Below are 18,085 nucleotides of genomic sequence, written 5' to 3'. Positions count from 1 at the left end.
AATTTGCGACGCCTCTTCGCGAATCGCATTCATTCCCCCGGCAGGGGTCAAAGCCATTAGCCGGCGGTATGCACAGCGCCACCGCCGATCATTTGGGTGGGTGTCACTTTTGCAGCGTCGAACGCGCGAATTCCCTTCCTTCGGAGTAGAATGCGGGGCCCGTACCGAGTGGACCTGCGGTCCGACCGCTAAACAGGCACGCCGGACGGCTGATTGTGCTTTTAGACGCTTACGCAGTACGCATTACTCAATAGCTCCCCATGTCCTACACCGTCCTCGCCCGCCGTTACCGCTCCACGACCTTTGACGAGGTCATCGGGCAGGAGCACGTCGGGCAGACGCTGAAGAAGGCGATCGAGTGCGACCGCGTTGCCCACGCTTACCTGTTCACCGGGACGCGCGGCGTCGGCAAGACGTCGATGGCCCGGATCATGGCCAAGGCGCTCAACTGTCACAGCTTCGATAAGCCCACGCCCACCCCCTGCGGCACGTGCGATTCGTGCCTGCGCGTCGCCAAGGGGGATGACATGGACGTCATCGAGATCGACGCCGCCAGCAACACCGGCGTGGACAACGTTCGCGACATCATCGAGAACGCGCAGTACCGCCCGGGCCGCAGCCGGTTCAAGGTCTACATCATCGACGAAGTGCACATGCTGTCGAAGGCGGCGTTCAACGCGCTGCTGAAGACGATGGAAGAGCCGCCGCCCCATGTGAAGTTCATCCTGGCAACGACGGAAGTCGAGAAAGTGCTGCCGACGATCCTGTCGCGGTGCCAGCGGTACGATTTCCGCAACATTCCGACGCGCGAGATTGCCGCCCACCTGAAGGACATTTGCCAGCAGGAAAAGATTGCCTCCGGCGACGATGCGCTATTGCTCGTCGCCAAGGCGGGCGCGGGGTCGATGCGTGATGCCCTGTCGCTGCTCGACCGCCTGCTGAGCGTGGGTGAGAAGAAGCTCGACACCGACCTCATCGAATCGATGCTCGGCCTGCCGAAAAGCCAGTTGCTGTTCGACCTGGCGCAGGCGATCGGCGACGGCGACATCAAGGCCGCCCTTACCCGCGCCACGTCGATGATCAACGCCGGCCAAAGCGTCGATTCGCTCATCGCCGCCCTGACCGACCACCTGCGGAACCTGCTGATCCTCCGCACCTGCGGCGCCGACAGCGAACTGGTCGAAGTGCCGGGGCTTTCGCTGAACGACATGGTCAGCCAGTCGGAGCGGTTCGACCCGGCGGCGCTGGTGCAGGACATCACGATCCTGGAAGAACTCCGCCGGCACGTGCGGCAGTCGCAGGCCGGGCGGGCACTGCTGGATGCGACGATCGTCCGCATGGCGATGTCGGACCAGTTCGCGGCAATCGGCAACCTGCTTTCGCAGTTGGAAGGGCCTGGCAATGGCGGTGCCGCCACCACCCGACCGGCGGCGCGGACCGGGCCGGCGGCGGCACCCGGATCGTCAGCGGCCGCTCAAAAAAAAAAGACCGATGAACTGACGCCGACGGCCCCCGCAGCACCTCGTGCCGACCCCGCGCCATCGGTTCCATCAACACCGGCTGCACCGTCGATTTCGCCGACGGCCACCCCTAGTGTCAGCCAAGCCGTCCATGCGATGAAGGCCGAGATGGCCGCCACTGCTTCGGCGGTGCCGCCGGCTTCTCCCCCCGCGCCATTGCCGGTTCAGACGGCCTCGACACCATCCGTCCCCGTTCCCACAGGTTCGGTCCTGGACAGCATCGATTTCGGCGACGACGACCTTCCGCGTCCCGGCAAGGTGTGGGAGGACGATACCGGCCCGTCGTTGGCGGAAATGGTCAAGGCGGGCTCATCGGCTTCGTCGGCCGCTTCGGCGAACGGTCATGGGTCGTCGGCGACGGGCGAGGTCAGCGTAGACGCTGCGGTGGCATCCCGCCCCGCGGGAACTGAAGACCTGCACACCGCCTGGGCTGTCACGATCGATTCACTCAAGCCGCAGGTGGGCATTCACAGCGTGATGTCGCAGTCCCGGCTCGACCGGCTCGACCCCGACGGCTTTGCGGTGATCTCGATCCCCGCACGGTGTGAATCCTTCGCCCGACAGTGGGACCGCAACGGCAAGAAAGACATCGTCCGCGATGCCCTCGGTAAGGCGATGGGGCGAGGCGTAGGCGTGCGGTTTGAGGTCGAAGCCGAACCGGAACCAGTGGTCGACAAGCGGCAACCCGACGCACAGCGGCCCCCGTCGCAGGGATCGACATCGCAATCGCCGACGGCACAGACCAAGGGCCCGCCATCGCGTGGCGGCGATAGCCGATCCGGGCACCAGCGCCCGATCGAGCGGCCCGCCCCCCCGCCACCAGCGCCCGCCCAGCGCATTACGCAGGAGCAGGCTGAGGCCATCCGGGCGCAGGTGCCGCTGATCGAGGCGTTGGTGACGACGTTGAACGCGCAAATTGTCAAGATTGAGTAGCTTGCTCCCTCTCCACCGTACTCGGGGGAGAGGGTTGGGGTGAGGGGCCGAACGTCGGGCGTCGATCCTGAATCGATTTATTGCCAGGAGTTTTGAGGTCCGGGTCGCGCCTCTGTATTGGCGATACCGCAAGCGGTGCAGTTAGGCGGATCGCGGTGCCTTACGTTCGGCCCCTCACCCCGACCCTCTCCCCCAAGTACAGGGGAGATGGAGCAATGCCGCCCGTTTCGAATACCTCGCATAACGCGAATGCATATGGACTGTCGCGTGCATCGCCTGCCGCATGCCCCTACAATTCTGCGTCCTTTAACGCGGCGTCTTTCGCCAGACGGCGCGTTTCAACCAAAGCGGATGTCGAAACAGTGATTGCCAGTAACACATTGCAGGCTTCGCCTGCCCGTGATCTTGTTCTCTCCGACGGATTCGAGTTCCAGGATCTTTACCGCCGCGACGGCCTTGCGCGGATCGATGCCGCGTTTCTCGATCGCCTTGCGTCGGCGTCGCCGGATCTGCACGCTCGATTGCTCGCGGCGCGGCACGATCCGGTCTCCATCGCGCTCAAAGACCACTCCGGGCTGATCATCGAGCTTGCTTCGCACCTGGACGACTTCGTCGCCGACTTCTTTGGGATTCGGGCCGAAGTGGACGCCCTGCGCGCCCGCCATGCCGAGCTGGCCCCGCGTTACGACGTCAAACGGCAGTTCATCCAGCGCAAAGCCGCGGCGACCAAACCCGATGCGGCGGCAGCGATTGACGGAGCGGCCGTTACGGCCGAACTGCAATCCCTGCTCGGCGGGCCGATCGGCGAAGGCCTGATCGCCGACAAGCTCAAGCAATGGCTTGCCGCCGAGGCCGATCACGCGAAGGAACTGGAAGTCGCCGCCCGCTACGCCGCCTGGGCCGTGCACACGCCGGCCGGCCGCGACCGCCACGAACACGGCACGCTTTTCAGGCTGCCGAAAAAGCTCGACATGATGCACCTGGTGCCGATCGCCGAGCTGACGATCCATGGCGCGCCGCAACTGAAGCTGGGCGAAGGTCACCACCTGCGGCATCGCGAAGGCTTTGCGCTCACCGATCACGGCACCGACCTCGTCGGCGCGCTCGACCAGGTCGGCTACTGCATCAAGTGCCATCACCAATCGAAAGACAGTTGCTCGCATGGCCTGCGGGAAAAGTCGGGCCTGTTCAAGCAGAGCACGTTCGGCGTACCCCTCGCCGGTTGCCCGCTGGAAGAAAAAATCAGCGAGATGCACGAAGTGAAGGATGGCGGCTTTGCCATCGGTTCGCTCGCGGTCGTCACCATCGACAACCCGATGTGCGCCGCGACCGGCCATCGTATCTGCAACGACTGCATGAAGGCCTGCATCTACCAGAAGCAGGACCCGGTCGATATTCCGCAGGTCGAATCGCGCAACCTGAAAGACGTGCTCGAACTACCCTGGGGCTTTGAGATCTACAGCCTGCTGACGCGGTGGAACCCGCTGAACTTCTCGCGCCCCCTGCCGCCGCCGGCGACGGGAAAGAAGGTGCTGGTTGTCGGCCTGGGGCCGGCAGGGTTCACGCTGTCGCACCACCTGATGAACGACGGCCATGCCGTCGTCGCGGTGGACGGGCTAAAGATCGAGCCGCTGCCGCCGGGGTTGTCGGGCGTGGATGCCCATGGCAACCGTGTGGCGTTTCGGCCGGTGTATGACGTCACGACCGAACTGTTCGAACCGCTCGGCGATCGCACGCTCGCCGGTTTCGGCGGCGTGGCCGAGTACGGCATTACCGTCCGGTGGAACAAGAACTTCCTGAAGGTCATCCGCCTGCTGCTGGAACGCCGAAGTGAGTTCGCAATGTTCGGCGGCATTCGTTTCGGCGGGACGATGACCGTCGACACCGCGTTCGAGATGGGCTTCGACCACGTCGCCCTTTCCACCGGCGCGGGACGCCCCACCGTCATCCCGATGAAGAACGGCTTGGCCCGCGGTGTGCGGCAGGCGAGCGACTTCCTGATGGCGCTTCAGCTCACCGGCGCGGCCAAGAGCGACACCGTCGCCAACCTGCAACTGCGCATGCCCGTCGTCGTCATCGGCGGCGGCCTGACCGCAATCGATACCGCGACCGAATCGATGGCGTACTACGTCGTGCAGGTGGAGAAATTCCTGCGGCGCTATGAAACGCTGTCGGCCACCTACGGCGAAGCGTCCGTCCGGCACATCTGGACGGCAGAAGAAGCCGAGATCGGCGACGAGTTCCTGGCCCACGCCCGGGCCATCCGCGCCGAACGCCAAGCCGCCGAGATGGAAGGCCGCGATCCCGATCTCCAGCGCCTGCTGAACAACTGGGGCGGCGTCACCGTCGCCTACCGCCGCCGATTGGTGGATGCGCCGTCCTACACGCTGAACCACGAGGAAGTCACCAAGGCGATGGAGGAAGGCATTCGCTTCGCCGAGTGCCTGGCACCGGAAGAAGTGATCCTCGACAAGTACGGCGCATCGTCGGCGCTGCGGCTGGTGCGGCAACAGATCGACCCGTCCACCGGCAAGCTGGCGGCGTCGGCCGAGTCAGTGGTGCTGCCGGCCCGGGCAATCCTCGTCGCCGCCGGGACTCAGCCGAACACGGTGCTCGCCCGCGAAGACGCCCACAACGTGCACCTCGATGGCCGTTACTTCCAGGCGATCGATGAAGAGGGCAACCCGGTTCGGCCCGAAAAGATCAGCAAACCCGCCAAGTCACAGGTGCTGATGTCGCTTCGGCCCGACGGCAAGGCGCTCAGCTTCTTCGGCGACCTGCACCCGTCGTACGCCGGCAATGTCGTCAAGGCGATGGCCAGCGCCAAGCAGGGTTACCCGGTCGTCTCGCGCATGCTCGCCAAGGCACCGACAACCGCACCTTCGCCCGAGCAACTGTTCGCGAAGCTCAACGATGAACTCCGCGCTGTCGTCCACGAAGTCATCCGCCTGACACCGACGATCGTTGAAGTTGTCGTCCGCGCCCCGATGGCGGCACGGGCGTTCGAGCCGGGGCAGTTTTACCGGCTGCAGAACTACGAATCGCTCGCTGCCCGCGTCGAAGGCACCGTGCTCGGCATGGAAGGCCTCGCCCTCACCGGCGCATCGGTCGATCGCGAGAAGGGCCTGCTCTCGACCATCGTGCTGGAGATGGGCGGATCATCGGACTTGTGCGCCCTGCTCAAGCCGGGCGAACCGGTCATCCTGATGGGCCCGACGGGCGAACCGACCGAAACGCCTTCCCACGAGACCGTCCTTCTCGCCGGCGGCGGCCTGGGCAACGCGGTGCTATTTTCGATCGGCCAGCAGCTGCGGGCCGGCGGTTCCCGCGTCATCTACTTCGCCGGGTACAAGAAGCTCATCGACCGCTACAAGGTCGACGAGATCGAACGCGCCGCCGACGTCATCACCTGGTGCTCCGATGAAGCCCCCGGCTTCACCCCCGGCCGCACGCAGGACCGCGCCTTCGTCGGCAACATCGTCGAGGCGATGGTCGCCTACGCCAGGGGCGACCTGGGCGAGGTGCCAATCCCGCTCAGTGAAGCCCAGCGTGTCATCGTCATCGGCTCCGACGGCATGATGCGTGGCGTTCAGCAGGCGCGGCACACGGTTCTCAAGCCCTACCTCATGCACGGCCATCAGGCCATCGGAAGCATCAATTCGCCGATGCAGTGCATGATGAAGGAGATCTGCGCCCAGTGCCTGCAAATGCACCGCGACCCCGAGACGGGCAAGGAAGAAGTGGTCTTCTCGTGCGCCAACCAGGATCAGCCGTTGGACAAGGTCCGCTTCGACAGCCTTCGCGAACGCCTGACACAGAACGGCACGCAGGAGAAGTTAACTAAGCGATGGATCGATCACTGCCTGCGGAAGCTCGAAGTGCGGCAGTAATCACCCTCCGATATCAACTGCGAGTGGACAACCACGCGATGGCAAACACGACTGAAACCGTGCGGACCATAGACGATTCACTGCGCTTCGTCCTGTATGGCATTTCGCTGATACTCGACATTGATCTGCGTGCGGCCGAAATCGAGCGGGTGTTTTCCGATCGCACGCACGAGAGTTGTGCCAAACACAGCTACGAATTCCACAGCTCACCGCGAATCCGTGTGACGGGTCGCATTGAAGAATACGAAGGAGAGACTGTTCGTCTATCCGTCACCGCGCCGGAGTTCACTCAAGAGCTGCTGAACCGCATTGAAGAGACAGCAAATCATGCCTCCTTTGAAGGTTGGGCGAGGCGACGGCAGATGTGACCAAAGAAATTCATGCGCTACTTCCCCGGCACCAGCCCATAGAAAGAGCCGTCCTTTGTCAGAAAACCCTTCTCGACCAGCGCTTCCCAGACTTCGCGTGTGAAACCGCTGGGCGGTTGGATCGCGACCACCTTTCCGCGATTGCCGGTCAGCGGGCTGTGGCCAAGGCGGCTCTCGTCATCGAGCTGCGTGACCTTCAGCCGTTTGCGGAATGCCTTCAGGGCTCGCTTCATCTCGTCTTCGGTTACGGGCATGATGTCTCCTTGTTAAACGGCGAGCATACACGAGCCGGCCTGAGCAGCCGCATCCTCTGCGATCGGTCAACACGCGTGCGGTCGAGGGATTGCCAATTGACGTCGACAGACGTAATACATTCCTGTCCGCGCAACGTCCCATGAAAGTTATCAACGAAATCCTCGCCTTCAATTCCGAGTTCGTCGCCCGCGACGGCGGCGCTCCGTTCCGTACCAACCAGTTCCCCGACAAGAAACTGGTCGTCCTCACCTGCATGGATACCCGCCTGACGGAACTGCTCCCGCAGGCGATGGCGATCCGCAACGGCGACGTGAAACTGCTAAAGAATGCCGGGGCGATCGTCTCTCACCCGTTCGGCTCGGTCATGCGGAGTATCCTTGTGGCCGTCTATGAACTTGGCGCCGAAGAGATCGCCGTCGTCGGCCATCACGGCTGCGGCATGGCGGGGCTGAGCTGCTCGCGGATCATCGACAAAGCGAAGAATCGTGGCGTGTCGACAAAGGTGTTCGACACGCTCAGCCACTCGGGGATCGACCTGCGGGCGTGGCTCGCGGGGTTCGATACGCCCGAGACCGGTGTCCGCCAGAGCGTACACACCATCCGCAACCATCCCCTGCTTCCGCCGGACCTTCCGGTTCATGGCATGATGATCGATCCCGACACCGGCAAGCTCGAACTGCTGATGGACGGGTACGCCGAAGATTCGAAATGAAACAAGGCGGCGTGATCTGATGATCACGCCGCCCTTGGTTTGTACTGGGGTTCTGACAACAGCCAGGCCAGTCGCCGACTACCGCAGGTCGACGTCCTTCAGCACGCCAGCCTCGGTGTACTCGGCCCGCTTGCGGATTGTCGCGGCGTCGGTGAAGTCGATCTTGAAGATCGTCCCCTCGTCCTCCACCTCGCGCTCGATTTCTCCGATCGTCGAACCCGGGAAGTCGGTATTGAACGCGGTCTGAACCGCGGTCGGGAGGTCATTGGTGGTGATCTGCTGACCGCCGCCGTCGTCGTCGTGCCCGCCCTTTCCGCCGTTGCGAAGCAGCGTTCCGGCGGCGTCGAGGACGGCCCGCTGGCGGACGCCCGCGGTGTTCAGGTAATCGATCTTATAGACCACGACGGATTCCTCGGTCTCGCTTTCGATCTCGCGAATCTTCGCCCCGGGGAACTGCGTGTTGAATGCGGTGACCACCGGTGCCGGCAGATCGGCCAGCGTGAGGTGCTGGCTGTTGTCGGAAACGTCACCTTCACCACGGTCGCTGGATTTCTCGTTGTCCTCGTTGTCGTCGAAGGAGTCGGACCCTTCGCCGCCGGTCAGGTTGTCTTTACCGCTGTCGCCGCGAATGACGTCGTCATTGGCGCCGCCGTCCACGTCATCGCTGCCGCTGCCACCACGGACGCGGTCGTTGCCGTCGTCGCCGTTGACGTCGTCGTTGCCGGAACCGCCGTCGATGTCGTCATCGCCGAGACCGCCGGAGACAACATCCTTGCCGCTGCCGCCGGTGAGGAAGTCGTTGTCGTCGTCGCCGCTGACGTCGTCGTTGCTGGCGCCGCCGTCGCAGTTGTCGTCGCCGGTGCCGCCGTTGAGATCGTCCTTACCCGCGTCGCCACGAATCAGGTCGTTGTCGTCGCCGCCGTTGACGGTGTCGTTACCGGCACCGCCGCTGCAGTTGTCGTCGCCGGCGGATCCGTTGATGGTGTCATTGCCCGCGTCGCCGTTGAGATCGTCGTCGCCGCCGCCACCGGTGATGGTGTCGTTGCCGCCGTCGCCTTCGACGGTAACCGGCACAGTGATCGTCGGGTCAACGACAATGACGTCATTGCCGCCTCTGCCTTCGATGCGAATGGACGTCACTTCGGCGGCGGTAAACGACTGCTTGATGACCGCGCCGGAGAGCACATCCAGTTGGCCGGTGACCGTGGTGCTCAGGTTGACGGTGATCGCGTCGGCTTTCTTCGTACCGACGACCTCCAGCACACCGTTGTCCAGCGAAGCGACCAGGTCGGCGGCCAGCAGCCGGCGACCCTCAAGTCCTTCGATCAAGAGCGATCGGCCGGCGGGAATACGAACCGCAGGTTTGCGCCAGCGCGAGAAGAATGACTTTTTCATCGAATGTTTCCTCCAGGAGTTGGCCGGGCTCGGCCGGCTGTTCACTTGTGTCATCCCGTAATTCGGTCATGAACCCAACGCACTTGCGGGGCTATTCACCCCGAGCCGTTGGCTCCGGCCCGCCGGGACCAACGCCACATGTTTGCGATCACAGCAATCTGCAAACACATATGACCATTGTGTTTATCGTGTGATGAGAGCCTTCAGCTGTTCGTGATCTTCCACACGGGATTCCCCAACCGCGCGACTCAGGCTGGCCGCTTTAGGTCACCGGCCTTTTCGGAGGCATGGCGTAGGGTTGCTTCTGACCAGCCAACCAACACCGAAAGGAGACCTTTATGCAACCGCGACTCAAGTCAGAAGCAACGTCCATTTGCCCGGTGGATTCGGAGCCCAACGCAGTACTCGCTGCCGCTGTTCGGCCGCTCCTCGAAACACTCGAGAACCGCCTGCTGATGGACGGCGAGTTCGGATCACTTGTCACGCGCGGCACGGTGGGCAACGACACCGCCAATGCCGCCACCTATGACCTCGACGGCAACGGCGTCGTCGCAGGTTCATTTACCGGCATTGTGGATTTCTCTCCCGGTGGCGTGAATGTCTTCCTGGATGCCACGAGCGGCAGCGGTTACGTCGCCAAGTACAACACTGCCGGCAACATGGTCTGGGTCCGACAGCTGGGCGGCTCGGTCAGCGATGTGGCGGTCGACAAGAACGGCAACATCCTGGTCACCGGCTCCTTCAGCGGAACGAAGGATTTCGATACCTCGGCCGGGGTTACCAATCTCACCAGCGCCGGATTTGAGGACATCTATATCGTTAAGTTCAATTCGGAAGGCTCCCTTCAATGGGCGCGCCGAGTCGGCGGGGCCGGCTTCTCGGATTTCGGCAATACCGTCGGCGTCGATCATGTCGGCAACGTCTTCGTCGGCGGATCATTCGCCGGTACCGTCGACTTCGATCCCGGCCCGTCCACCGTCAACAAAACCGCCACGCTGACCGACGGCTTTGTCCTGAAGCTCACCAGCAACGGGAACTACTCGCGCGTCAGCCAGCTCGCCGGCAACGGCAGCGAGTACGTCAACGACCTCGCCGTCGATGACACCGGCACGGTCTACGCCGCCGGCCGGTTCGACAAGACCGCCGACTTCAACCCCGGTTCCGGCACCACCAACCTTGTCGCCGACAACACCTACGGCACCAATTACGACGGCTTCGTCTGGAAGATCAAATCCAACGGCACACTGGGCTTTGCCAAAAAGTTCGGCGGCGGATTCTGGGACGAAGGCAACGCGATCGCGATCGATGCCATCGGCAACTCTTACGTCACCGGCAAGTTCACCTACAGCGCCAAGTTCAACGGCGCAGGAGGCACGCTCAGCGCATTCGGTAACAGCGGGTCCGACATCTTTGTCGCCAAGTACAACAGCGAAGGCGCGTATCAGTGGGCGAAGAAGCTGGGCGGCGGCGAAGCCGACGAGGCGGGCCTGGACATCGCCGTCGACGGCGGGCGGAACGTTTACGTCACCGGGTACTTCCGCGGGCTCGTCACGCTCCATCCGAGTGGCTTCAGCCTCGCCAGCAGCGCCGGCGGCAGCGACGCCTTCGTCAGCGTGCTGAGCACCGACGGCGGCTTCCATCACGCGGTCAGCTACGGCGGCACCGGTAACGACCAGGGCCGCGCCATCGCCGTCGATGCCCTGCGCGGCAACATCTGGGTCGGCGGGTCATTTGCGAACACCGTCGATTTCAACCCCAAGGCCGGCGTGCAGAACGCCAGCAGCAACGGCGGCACCGACCTCTACCTGCTTCGCCTGCAGCGCACCGCCAGCCCGCTGGAATGGGCGTTCAGCACCGGATTCGGCGTCAGCGAAGACGAGGGCCGGCAGATCGCGGTCGATTCCAACGGCTACATCTACGTCGCCGGCCTGGTTCGCGGCGCGCCGGATCTTGATCCGTCCGCCGGTTTTGCGGGCTACGGCCCCATCGGCAGCGGCGCGGACGTCTTCGTCGCCAAGTTCGCCCCCGACGGCACGTACATGTGGTCGCGCGTCGCCACCCACCGCGAGAACCCTGACTGGTCGCTCGGCGACGAGAAGATCGGGGGACTCGCCGTCGACGGGTTCGGCAATGTCGTCGTCGTCGGCACGTTCCTCACCACCGGCGTCAACAAGCTCGACTTCCCCAATACGTCCGAGGACCTGCAAAGCACCGACAACCGTACCGATGGATTCATCTGGAAGCTCAACACCAACGGCGGGCACGTCTTTGCCCGCAAGTTCGGCGGCGAAAACATCGAAACCGCCGACGCCGTCGCCGTCGATTCCAGCGGCAACATCTACGTCACTGGCATGTTCGATTACTCGGTTCAATGGGGCCCCGGCGCGGGGCAGATCATCGAGTCGAGCAACTTCAGCCTCGGCGACTACGCATCGGACGATGTGTGGGTCGCCAAGTACAACTCGTCGGGCACGATCCAGTGGGTCAAAGGCAGCGGCAGCGGTGACGACGACCGCCCGACGGGCATTGCCGTCGATTCGACCAACGGGCAGGTGTATGTCACCGGCACCTTCAAGGGAGAGTTCTTCCACTCCAACCACATGAGCTACTACAGCGCGACCGTCTCGCGCAAGGGCACGCTCGATTCCTTCGTCGCCAAGTACGCAACCAGCAACGGCAACACCAACCAGGTCGTCGGCCTCGGCGGAACCGGCGCGACGACGGCCAAGGCGATCGACGTCGACGCCAGCGGCAACACATGGGTCGGCGGCGAATTCACGCTGACGACCGACTTCGACCCGTCGGCCGGGATCGTCAACCGCACCAGCGCCGGCGGAAAGGATGCCTTCCTCGTCAAGCTCAGCAGCGCCGGTGCGCACCTGTTCAGCGCCAAGGCTGGCGCGGCGCTGGACGACACCGTCAACGCTCTGGACGTCGGCACCGACGGGAGCGTGAACGCCGTCGGCACCTTCAGGAACAACGTCGACTTCAACCCGTCGACTCTGCACTCCGCGACCTTGAACGGCGGCGCGATCTCGAGCTTTGCCTGGAAGCTGAACGACGCCGGTGCGTTCCGGGCGATCCACAAGTTTGGCGCCACCGCGAATGACATCGCCGTCGATGCCGCGGGCGTGGCTCACGTGGTCGGCACGTTCTCAAGCTTCGCCGGTTCCGACTTCGATCCCGGCGCGGCGACGAACTTCCCGCTGACGGCGGGATCGAGCGACATCTTCGTGATGAAGTTCAACCCCGGCACGACGCCGTCAACGCCGTCCTTCGGGCAGACTGAGGTATTCGGCAACGCGGCGATCACGGGCGGGATCGACGCGAGCGAACTTGTGACGTCGCTGGACAGGTAGCCTCTGTTCCCGGTCTAGAGAATGAACGCCGGACGCCAAATGGGTCCGGACATGGGATGAACCGCAGATTACGCAGATGTCGCAGATTGGACTCTTTCCCGTCTGCGCAATCTGTGAAATCTGCGGTTCATTCCGGCATTTTCAGAGCAGACACGGGGGGCACGGAGGACAGTTCGAATCTTCTACGCTGGCGCAGATTGGAGAGAGGAATCTTCAAAAGCCGGGCAAACCCGGGGTGTCACTACAGGGATTCTGGTAGGCCGGCAGGCGGAGTCCGATCCGCATTTATGGCGGGCCTGTAATTTTTCCCGGTATCTCGCGTTACAGGCTCTGGTGGAGTCCTCTCGTCGGGTTCAACGGTGTCGGGTGATGCCGGATCGCGAGGTGGAACCGAGTCTCGCTTAGGAGCGTTCATGCGGATCAAGACGATTTTGTCCCTGGCCATCGCGGCCACGATGACCATCAGCGGTATGTCCCTCGCGGCCGACGGCGACAAGCCCAAACCCGAAGGCGACAAGCCCAAGCGTCCCGAAGGCAAGCCCGGTGAACGCCCGGCCGGCGGCCCCGGCGAGATGATCAAACGCCTCGACACCGATAAGGACGGCAAGATCTCCAAGGACGAAGCCAAGGGCAACCCCCGCCTGACGGAGAACTTCGCCAAGTTGGACGCCAACAGCGACGGCTTCATCGACGAAGCCGAGTTCAAGGCCGCCGCCGCGAAGCGTGGCGAAGGCAAGCCCGGCGAGAAGAAGCCCGAAGGCAAGAAGCCTGAAGCCCCCAAGGCCTGAGGCATGTTGCCCGACCAGGTATCGGCTAACTGATATCAAGTTGACTGAACACCCCCGATCCGCCGACCAGGCTGATCGGGGGTGTTTTACGTTGCATGATGGCGGCGTTCGCAACACCGGAGATCGAGCTCCGCAACGCTAGGCGCGACCCGTCAGTAGAGTCACAATAGATGTGTGCCTGCCGATCGCCTCGGCGAGTGGATCGGGCATCGTCGCCCGCACATTTCCGTGTTCGAATTGGAAACGAGAATCCGTATGAAGACTTCCGTCAACCGATTGCTTCCTCGCGCCGTCATTGCGGCCTGCGTCCTGTCCTGCGGCACGCTTCTCGCCGCCGACAAGCCCGCCGAACTTCTCAAGCCGGCAGAACCTCCGAAGGCAGTTCCGGCGAAGCCGGCCGGCCCTTCGCCGATGAAGTGGACCAAGTACCAGCTCACCGACAAGTTCTACTCCGAAGGCGCTGCGATCGGCGATTTCAACAAAGACGGCAAGATGGACGTCGTCGCCGGGCCCTACTGGTACGAAGGCCCGGACTTCGGCACCGTCAAGAAGCACCAGTATTACAGCTACGGCGAGAAGGACGGCAAGCAGGTCGAGCCGCAGGCGTTCGACCCGATCAAGTACTCCGACAACTTCTTCGCCTTCGTCTACGACTTCAATGCCGACGGCTGGGACGACATCATGATCTATGGCTTCCCCGGGAAGGACGCCAGCTGGTTTGAAAACCCTAAGGACCCCAAATCTGAAAAGCCGTGGGTTCGGCACATCGCGCTCGACATGGTCGACAACGAGTCGCCACAGCTCACCGACATCAACGGCGACGGCAAGCCCGAGATCGTCTGCAACACCGATGGCACGAACAAGGATGGCGGAACGCTTGGCTACGCGACCGCCGACTGGGCCAACCCGACCGCGAAGTGGACCTGGCACGCGATCAGTCCGCGGAACAAGGGCTACCAGCGGTTCACACACGGGCTGGGCATCGGCGACGTCAACGGCGACGGCAAGATGGACATCCTCGAAAAGGGCGGCTGGTGGGAACAGCCGGCCGACCTCAAAGGCGACCCCGAGTGGAAGCTGCACAAGGCGAACTTCGGTACCGGCGGCGCGCAGATGTACGCGTATGACGTCAACGGCGACGGGAAGAATGATGTGATCACCTCGATCGCCGCGCACGGCTTCGGCCTGGTCTGGTACGAGCAGAAGCCGTCGGATCAATTCGAGGCCCATCTCATCATGAACGAGAAGGCCGAAGAGAACGCGCAGGGCCTGCGAATTGCGCAGCTGCATGCAATCGACCTGGTCGACATGGACGGCGACGGCATCAAGGATCTGGTCACCGGCAAACGCTGGTGGGCCCACGGCCCCAAAGGCGACAAGGACCCCGAGGCCCCCGCCATGCTGGTCTGGTTCCGTCTCACGCGTGAAGGCGGTAAGGCGACCTACACCGCGTTCGAGATCGATAACAACAGCGGCATCGGCACGCAGGTGATGGCCGGCGACATGAACGGCGACAAGCGACCCGATGTGGTCGTCGGCAATAAGAAAGGTGTGTTCGTTCACATTCAGCAGCCGGTCACGCAAACGACCTCTCGATAAATCGCGACCGCAGCGCGAATGCGAATTCATGCAACGCAGACCGGGCGACACCTCAGGGTGTCGCCCGGTTCTTTTTTTTTGATCGTGTTCGACGAATTTGATGAGTTCAACACAAACTTTTTTACGATACGTCTATGTCATTTGTATCAAATGCAATCATAAGCGTCGCCTTCGGACTGCTGTAAGAAGCGGTCGCTTATCGGCTCATGTGATGCACATTTCACAATGCCGACTTTCCACAACAGGGGTTGCGCCACACGTTCGCCGGATCACGACAAATCGTCCTGCACTATTTCTACTTCCTGGGTCGATTCGTACTTGTCGATCCGAGCTCTGGCTCGTAAATCAACAGAGCCTACATGACGTTAGACGCCGGGCCTGTCGTACCAGCGCCCCACGCGTCTTTTGCTTCGCCGCAGAGGCGACGCACTCGCGTCACATTTACAACAGGAGTTTGCGAGATGGCCAAACTGTCCCGCCACAGTTGTCGTTTGTTCGTGCGTCGTCGTACCCAGCGCAAGCTGGCACGGATTGTGGCGGACACCACACCATCGGTTTTCGAAGCGTTGGAGAATCGGCGTCTTATGGCCGCCCAGCCCTTGGTTCAGCTTGCCAATGCGGCGACAGATCAAACGATCTCGGCGATGACGGACGGGATGACCATCGATACCGGGGTTGTCGGAACGGCGCTCAGTATCACCGCTCAGCCCGCCGGCAAGGCTGGCAGCGTCGTCTTCAAGCTGGATGGCAAAACCGTTTCGACGGAAACGTACGCGCCGTATTCGATCGCCGGCGACGCCAACGGCAATCTCAACGCCTGGACGCCAACGACCGGCAAGCACACGCTGCAAGTGCAACAGTTTGCGGCCGCCAATGGCAAGGGGACACTTCAGGGTCAGAGGACGGTGGCATTCACCGTGGTGTCGTCGCAGGGGTCGGGCATCCCGTCTTCCGGGAGCGGCGGCAACATCAAGCTGGATCTGATCAATGCCCGCACCGATAAGGCCGTGTTCGAACTGACCGGATCGACGACGATCGACATCGCCAAGGTAGGCAACCAACTGAGTGTCGAGGCGATTCCTCCGGCCGGGTCGCAGAGCGTGGTGTTCAAGCTCGACGGCAAGACGTTGAGAACCGAAAGCGCGGCACCATTCGCGATCGGTGGCGATAACGGCCGGCGCGACTTCTACAGCTGGACGCCTTCGGGCGGTCAGCACACGCTCGAGGCGATCGCCTACGGCAAGATCAACGCGCAGGGTGTCATCGTCGGCCGTAAGTCCGTGACGGTGAACGTCGTCAACGGCGGGGTTACCTCACCGCCGGCTTCCCCGCCCCCACCCATTACTGGCAACGAAGACGACAACACACCGTCGCCCGGCGGCCCTCTCAACGGCAATTCACCGCAAGCCGTGCTGAAGTTGGTCGGCGGCGCGAGCGGCGTCGCCGGAATGCCCGTCGTAGTGAATGCGGTGGACAGCATCGTCCCTAATTCGCCGCTGTTCGCGAAGTACCAGTGGGACTTCGGCGATCCCACCGGCGGCTACAACCGGTTGCCGGGTTGGACGGCGGGTCACATCTACGACAATCCCGGCACCTACACGGTCCGGCTGACCGTCACAGACGCCAATGGCAAATCGTCCACCGCGACGCAGTCGATCAACGTCGCCGCCGATACACGCCGAACGGTCTATGTGGATGCCGCGTCGGGTAGTGACAACAACCCCGGGACGATCACCGCTCCGATCCGCTCGTTCGACCGCGCCAGCGATTTCGCGACCAACAACGTGAAGATCCTTTTCAAACGCGGACAGTCCTGGAACACCAACTACTGGATGAGCATCACCGGCGACAACGTCTATGTCGGCGCTTATGGTTCCGGTGCCAATCCCGTCTTGAACGTGGTCTCCAACAAGACGGCAATACAAACGTTCGGCGGGTCGGACAGGACCGTGATCGAAAACCTCACGTTCGACAGCCCTTACAAGGCCGGCAACCTAGCCAACAAGGTGGGCGTCAATGGAATCTTCGCCGGCGGCACCAACCTGGCGATCCGTGGATGCACGTTCCTGAACGTGGATGACGGCGTGAACGCCAATCAGCAGCCCAGGGGATTCATCTTCCAGGATAACGATGCCCCGCTGTTGACCGGTGTCCGCGGATACATGCTCTGGGCCGAAGGACAGGACATCGTCATCCTCGGCAATTCCGCGGCCAACTCGACACGCGAACACAATCTGCGCATCAAGGACGGCGACCGGCTTCTCGTCGCCTACAACAGCTTCACGAACATCTCCCGCGAAAGCATCGACAAGCAGGATATTCGCAAGGGCACCATCCAGATGCAGAGAGGAAGCTGGGCTTACATCTACGGTAACAGTGTGAAAGACGGCCCCATGCGGATCGGACCCCGCGGCGAAGCCACCGAGCCGGCCAGCACCCGCACCAGCTGGGTCGTCGTGGATAACAACAAGATCAGCAACTACCAGCTCGATCTGTATCCCGGGGCGACCAACGTGATGATCCGCAACAACGTGTTCAACAACAGCGCGCAGGCTGCGATAGGCGTCAATCCCAGCGATCCGCAGGGCAGGCCACTATCCAACATCCATATCCTCAACAACACCGGCTACAACTACGCAACTACCGGCAGGTTTTTGCGCGTGGAAGGCGGACTTCAGCCTGATTCCATTACGCTCGGCGAGAACACCTACATCGCGCCCAACCTGCACGTGGGCTCGGACAATACCGCCGGCGTGAGCATCGCCGCCAACAACCTCAGTGGCTTCAAGGCGATCTTCAACAACGTTTGGCCGATCGCGGCGGATACCATCAAGTATGCCGAAGGCGGGATCATGTGGGTGAGCCCCGGCTATACCGGACAATCGGGTTACAAGGATGCCCGGGAATGGCTCGCCTACCCCGAAGTAACCGGCGACGTTTTCCGTAACTGATGCCGTAAAGCTCAGCAGACTGTGTCACGCCGCCGCTCGTCCACGACAGGCGAGCGCAATTTTCTACAGATGTTTGGCTCGCGATAATTCCGACAAACTCCCCCCATCTCTCCACAGGAGTTTGCAAAGGATCGGGAGACTACCCATCCCCAAAAGGTGTATGGGGCACGACTTCTGGAGCATTCCATTCCAAGCGCGCTGCCGGAAATTGCGATATCGACTAATAAACGGGGTTTTCCGGCCCAGACCGGTTAACCCCTATACCTTTACGACCGACCTAGGGGATGGAAGTGTCAGCGCGAAATTTAGGCATCG

The 18,085-nt window shown here is 62.5% G+C and carries 10 protein-coding genes; 8 read left to right on the top strand and 2 right to left on the bottom strand.

Annotated elements, in window-relative coordinates:
• Positions 1-260: 260 nt before the first annotated feature.
• The 3 genes from dnaX (at position 261) to IPV69_RS17300 (ending at position 6,711) form a co-directional block, all read left to right on the top strand.
• A complete protein-coding gene (dnaX, locus tag IPV69_RS17310; protein WP_206290976.1) occupies positions 261-2,453 on the top strand; it encodes a DNA polymerase III subunit gamma/tau in 2,193 nt (730 codons plus the stop codon).
• A gap of 362 nt (positions 2,454-2,815) precedes the next feature.
• The gene (locus IPV69_RS17305) at positions 2,816-6,343 is read left to right on the top strand and encodes an FAD-dependent oxidoreductase (protein ID WP_206290975.1); all 3,528 of its coding nucleotides are present in this window, start codon (positions 2,816-2,818) and stop codon (positions 6,341-6,343) included.
• Between the two features lie 23 nt (positions 6,344-6,366).
• Positions 6,367-6,711: a hypothetical protein gene (locus IPV69_RS17300; RefSeq protein WP_206290974.1), complete on the top strand. Its 345-nt coding sequence runs from the start codon at positions 6,367-6,369 to the stop codon at positions 6,709-6,711.
• A 17-nt stretch (positions 6,712-6,728) separates the two neighbouring features.
• Here the strand turns inward: IPV69_RS17300 and IPV69_RS17295 are convergent, their stop codons facing one another.
• On the bottom strand, positions 6,729-6,965 hold the full coding sequence (locus IPV69_RS17295) for a hypothetical protein (protein ID WP_206290973.1): 237 nt from the start codon (positions 6,963-6,965) through the stop codon (positions 6,729-6,731).
• 140 nt (positions 6,966-7,105) lie between these two features.
• Here IPV69_RS17295 and IPV69_RS17290 point away from each other — a divergent pair, with 140 nt between their 5' ends.
• On the top strand, positions 7,106-7,678 hold the full coding sequence (locus tag IPV69_RS17290) for a beta-class carbonic anhydrase (protein WP_206290972.1): 573 nt from the start codon (positions 7,106-7,108) through the stop codon (positions 7,676-7,678).
• Positions 7,679-7,756: 78 nt separating this feature from the next.
• Here IPV69_RS17290 and IPV69_RS17285 read toward each other — a convergent pair whose 3' ends face one another.
• The gene (locus IPV69_RS17285; RefSeq protein ID WP_206290971.1) at positions 7,757-9,073 is read right to left on the bottom strand and encodes a calcium-binding protein; all 1,317 of its coding nucleotides are present in this window, start codon (positions 9,071-9,073) and stop codon (positions 7,757-7,759) included.
• Between the two features lie 338 nt (positions 9,074-9,411).
• On the opposite strand from IPV69_RS17285, the gene IPV69_RS17280 reads away from it, so the two are divergent.
• From IPV69_RS17280 to IPV69_RS17265, 4 genes are all read left to right on the top strand, one after another.
• Complete coding sequence (locus IPV69_RS17280) at positions 9,412-12,432, top strand: SBBP repeat-containing protein (protein ID WP_206290970.1); 3,021 nt, start codon at positions 9,412-9,414, stop codon at positions 12,430-12,432.
• Between the two features lie 413 nt (positions 12,433-12,845).
• The gene (locus IPV69_RS17275; RefSeq protein WP_206290969.1) at positions 12,846-13,220 is read left to right on the top strand and encodes an EF-hand domain-containing protein; all 375 of its coding nucleotides are present in this window, start codon (positions 12,846-12,848) and stop codon (positions 13,218-13,220) included.
• A 255-nt stretch (positions 13,221-13,475) separates the two neighbouring features.
• Positions 13,476-14,819 (top strand): FG-GAP repeat domain-containing protein, encoded by a 1,344-nt coding sequence (locus tag IPV69_RS17270; protein WP_206290968.1) that lies wholly within the window; start codon positions 13,476-13,478, stop codon positions 14,817-14,819.
• Between the two features lie 584 nt (positions 14,820-15,403).
• Positions 15,404-17,770, top strand: a complete 2,367-nt coding sequence (locus IPV69_RS17265) for a PKD domain-containing protein (RefSeq protein WP_206290967.1) — start codon at positions 15,404-15,406, stop codon at positions 17,768-17,770.
• The last annotated feature ends 315 nt before the right edge of the window (positions 17,771-18,085 follow it).

The sequence above is a fragment of the Humisphaera borealis genome (genome assembly GCF_015169395.1).
GTDB classification, from domain to species: Bacteria; Planctomycetota; Phycisphaerae; order Tepidisphaerales; family Tepidisphaeraceae; genus Humisphaera; species Humisphaera borealis.
Note: the sequence above shows the minus strand (reverse complement) of the source record. Positions and strands in the feature narration are given on the sequence as shown.

What these genes read in the sequence shown, in the direction of transcription:
- dnaX (WP_206290976.1), top strand. Translation starts at nt 261, where the DNA reads ATGTCCTACACCGTCCTCGCCCGCCGTTACCGCTCCACGACCTTTGAC.
- IPV69_RS17280 (WP_206290970.1), top strand. Translation starts at nt 9,412, where the DNA reads ATGCAACCGCGACTCAAGTCAGAAGCAACGTCCATTTGCCCGGTGGAT.
- IPV69_RS17265 (WP_206290967.1), top strand. Translation starts at nt 15,404, where the DNA reads ATGGCCGCCCAGCCCTTGGTTCAGCTTGCCAATGCGGCGACAGATCAA.
- IPV69_RS17290 (WP_206290972.1), top strand. Translation starts at nt 7,106, where the DNA reads ATGAAAGTTATCAACGAAATCCTCGCCTTCAATTCCGAGTTCGTCGCC.
- IPV69_RS17295 (WP_206290973.1), bottom strand. Translation starts at nt 6,965, where the DNA reads ATGCCCGTAACCGAAGACGAGATGAAGCGAGCCCTGAAGGCATTCCGC.
- IPV69_RS17285 (WP_206290971.1), bottom strand. Translation starts at nt 9,073, where the DNA reads ATGAAAAAGTCATTCTTCTCGCGCTGGCGCAAACCTGCGGTTCGTATT.
- IPV69_RS17275 (WP_206290969.1), top strand. Translation starts at nt 12,846, where the DNA reads ATGCGGATCAAGACGATTTTGTCCCTGGCCATCGCGGCCACGATGACC.
- IPV69_RS17270 (WP_206290968.1), top strand. Translation starts at nt 13,476, where the DNA reads ATGAAGACTTCCGTCAACCGATTGCTTCCTCGCGCCGTCATTGCGGCC.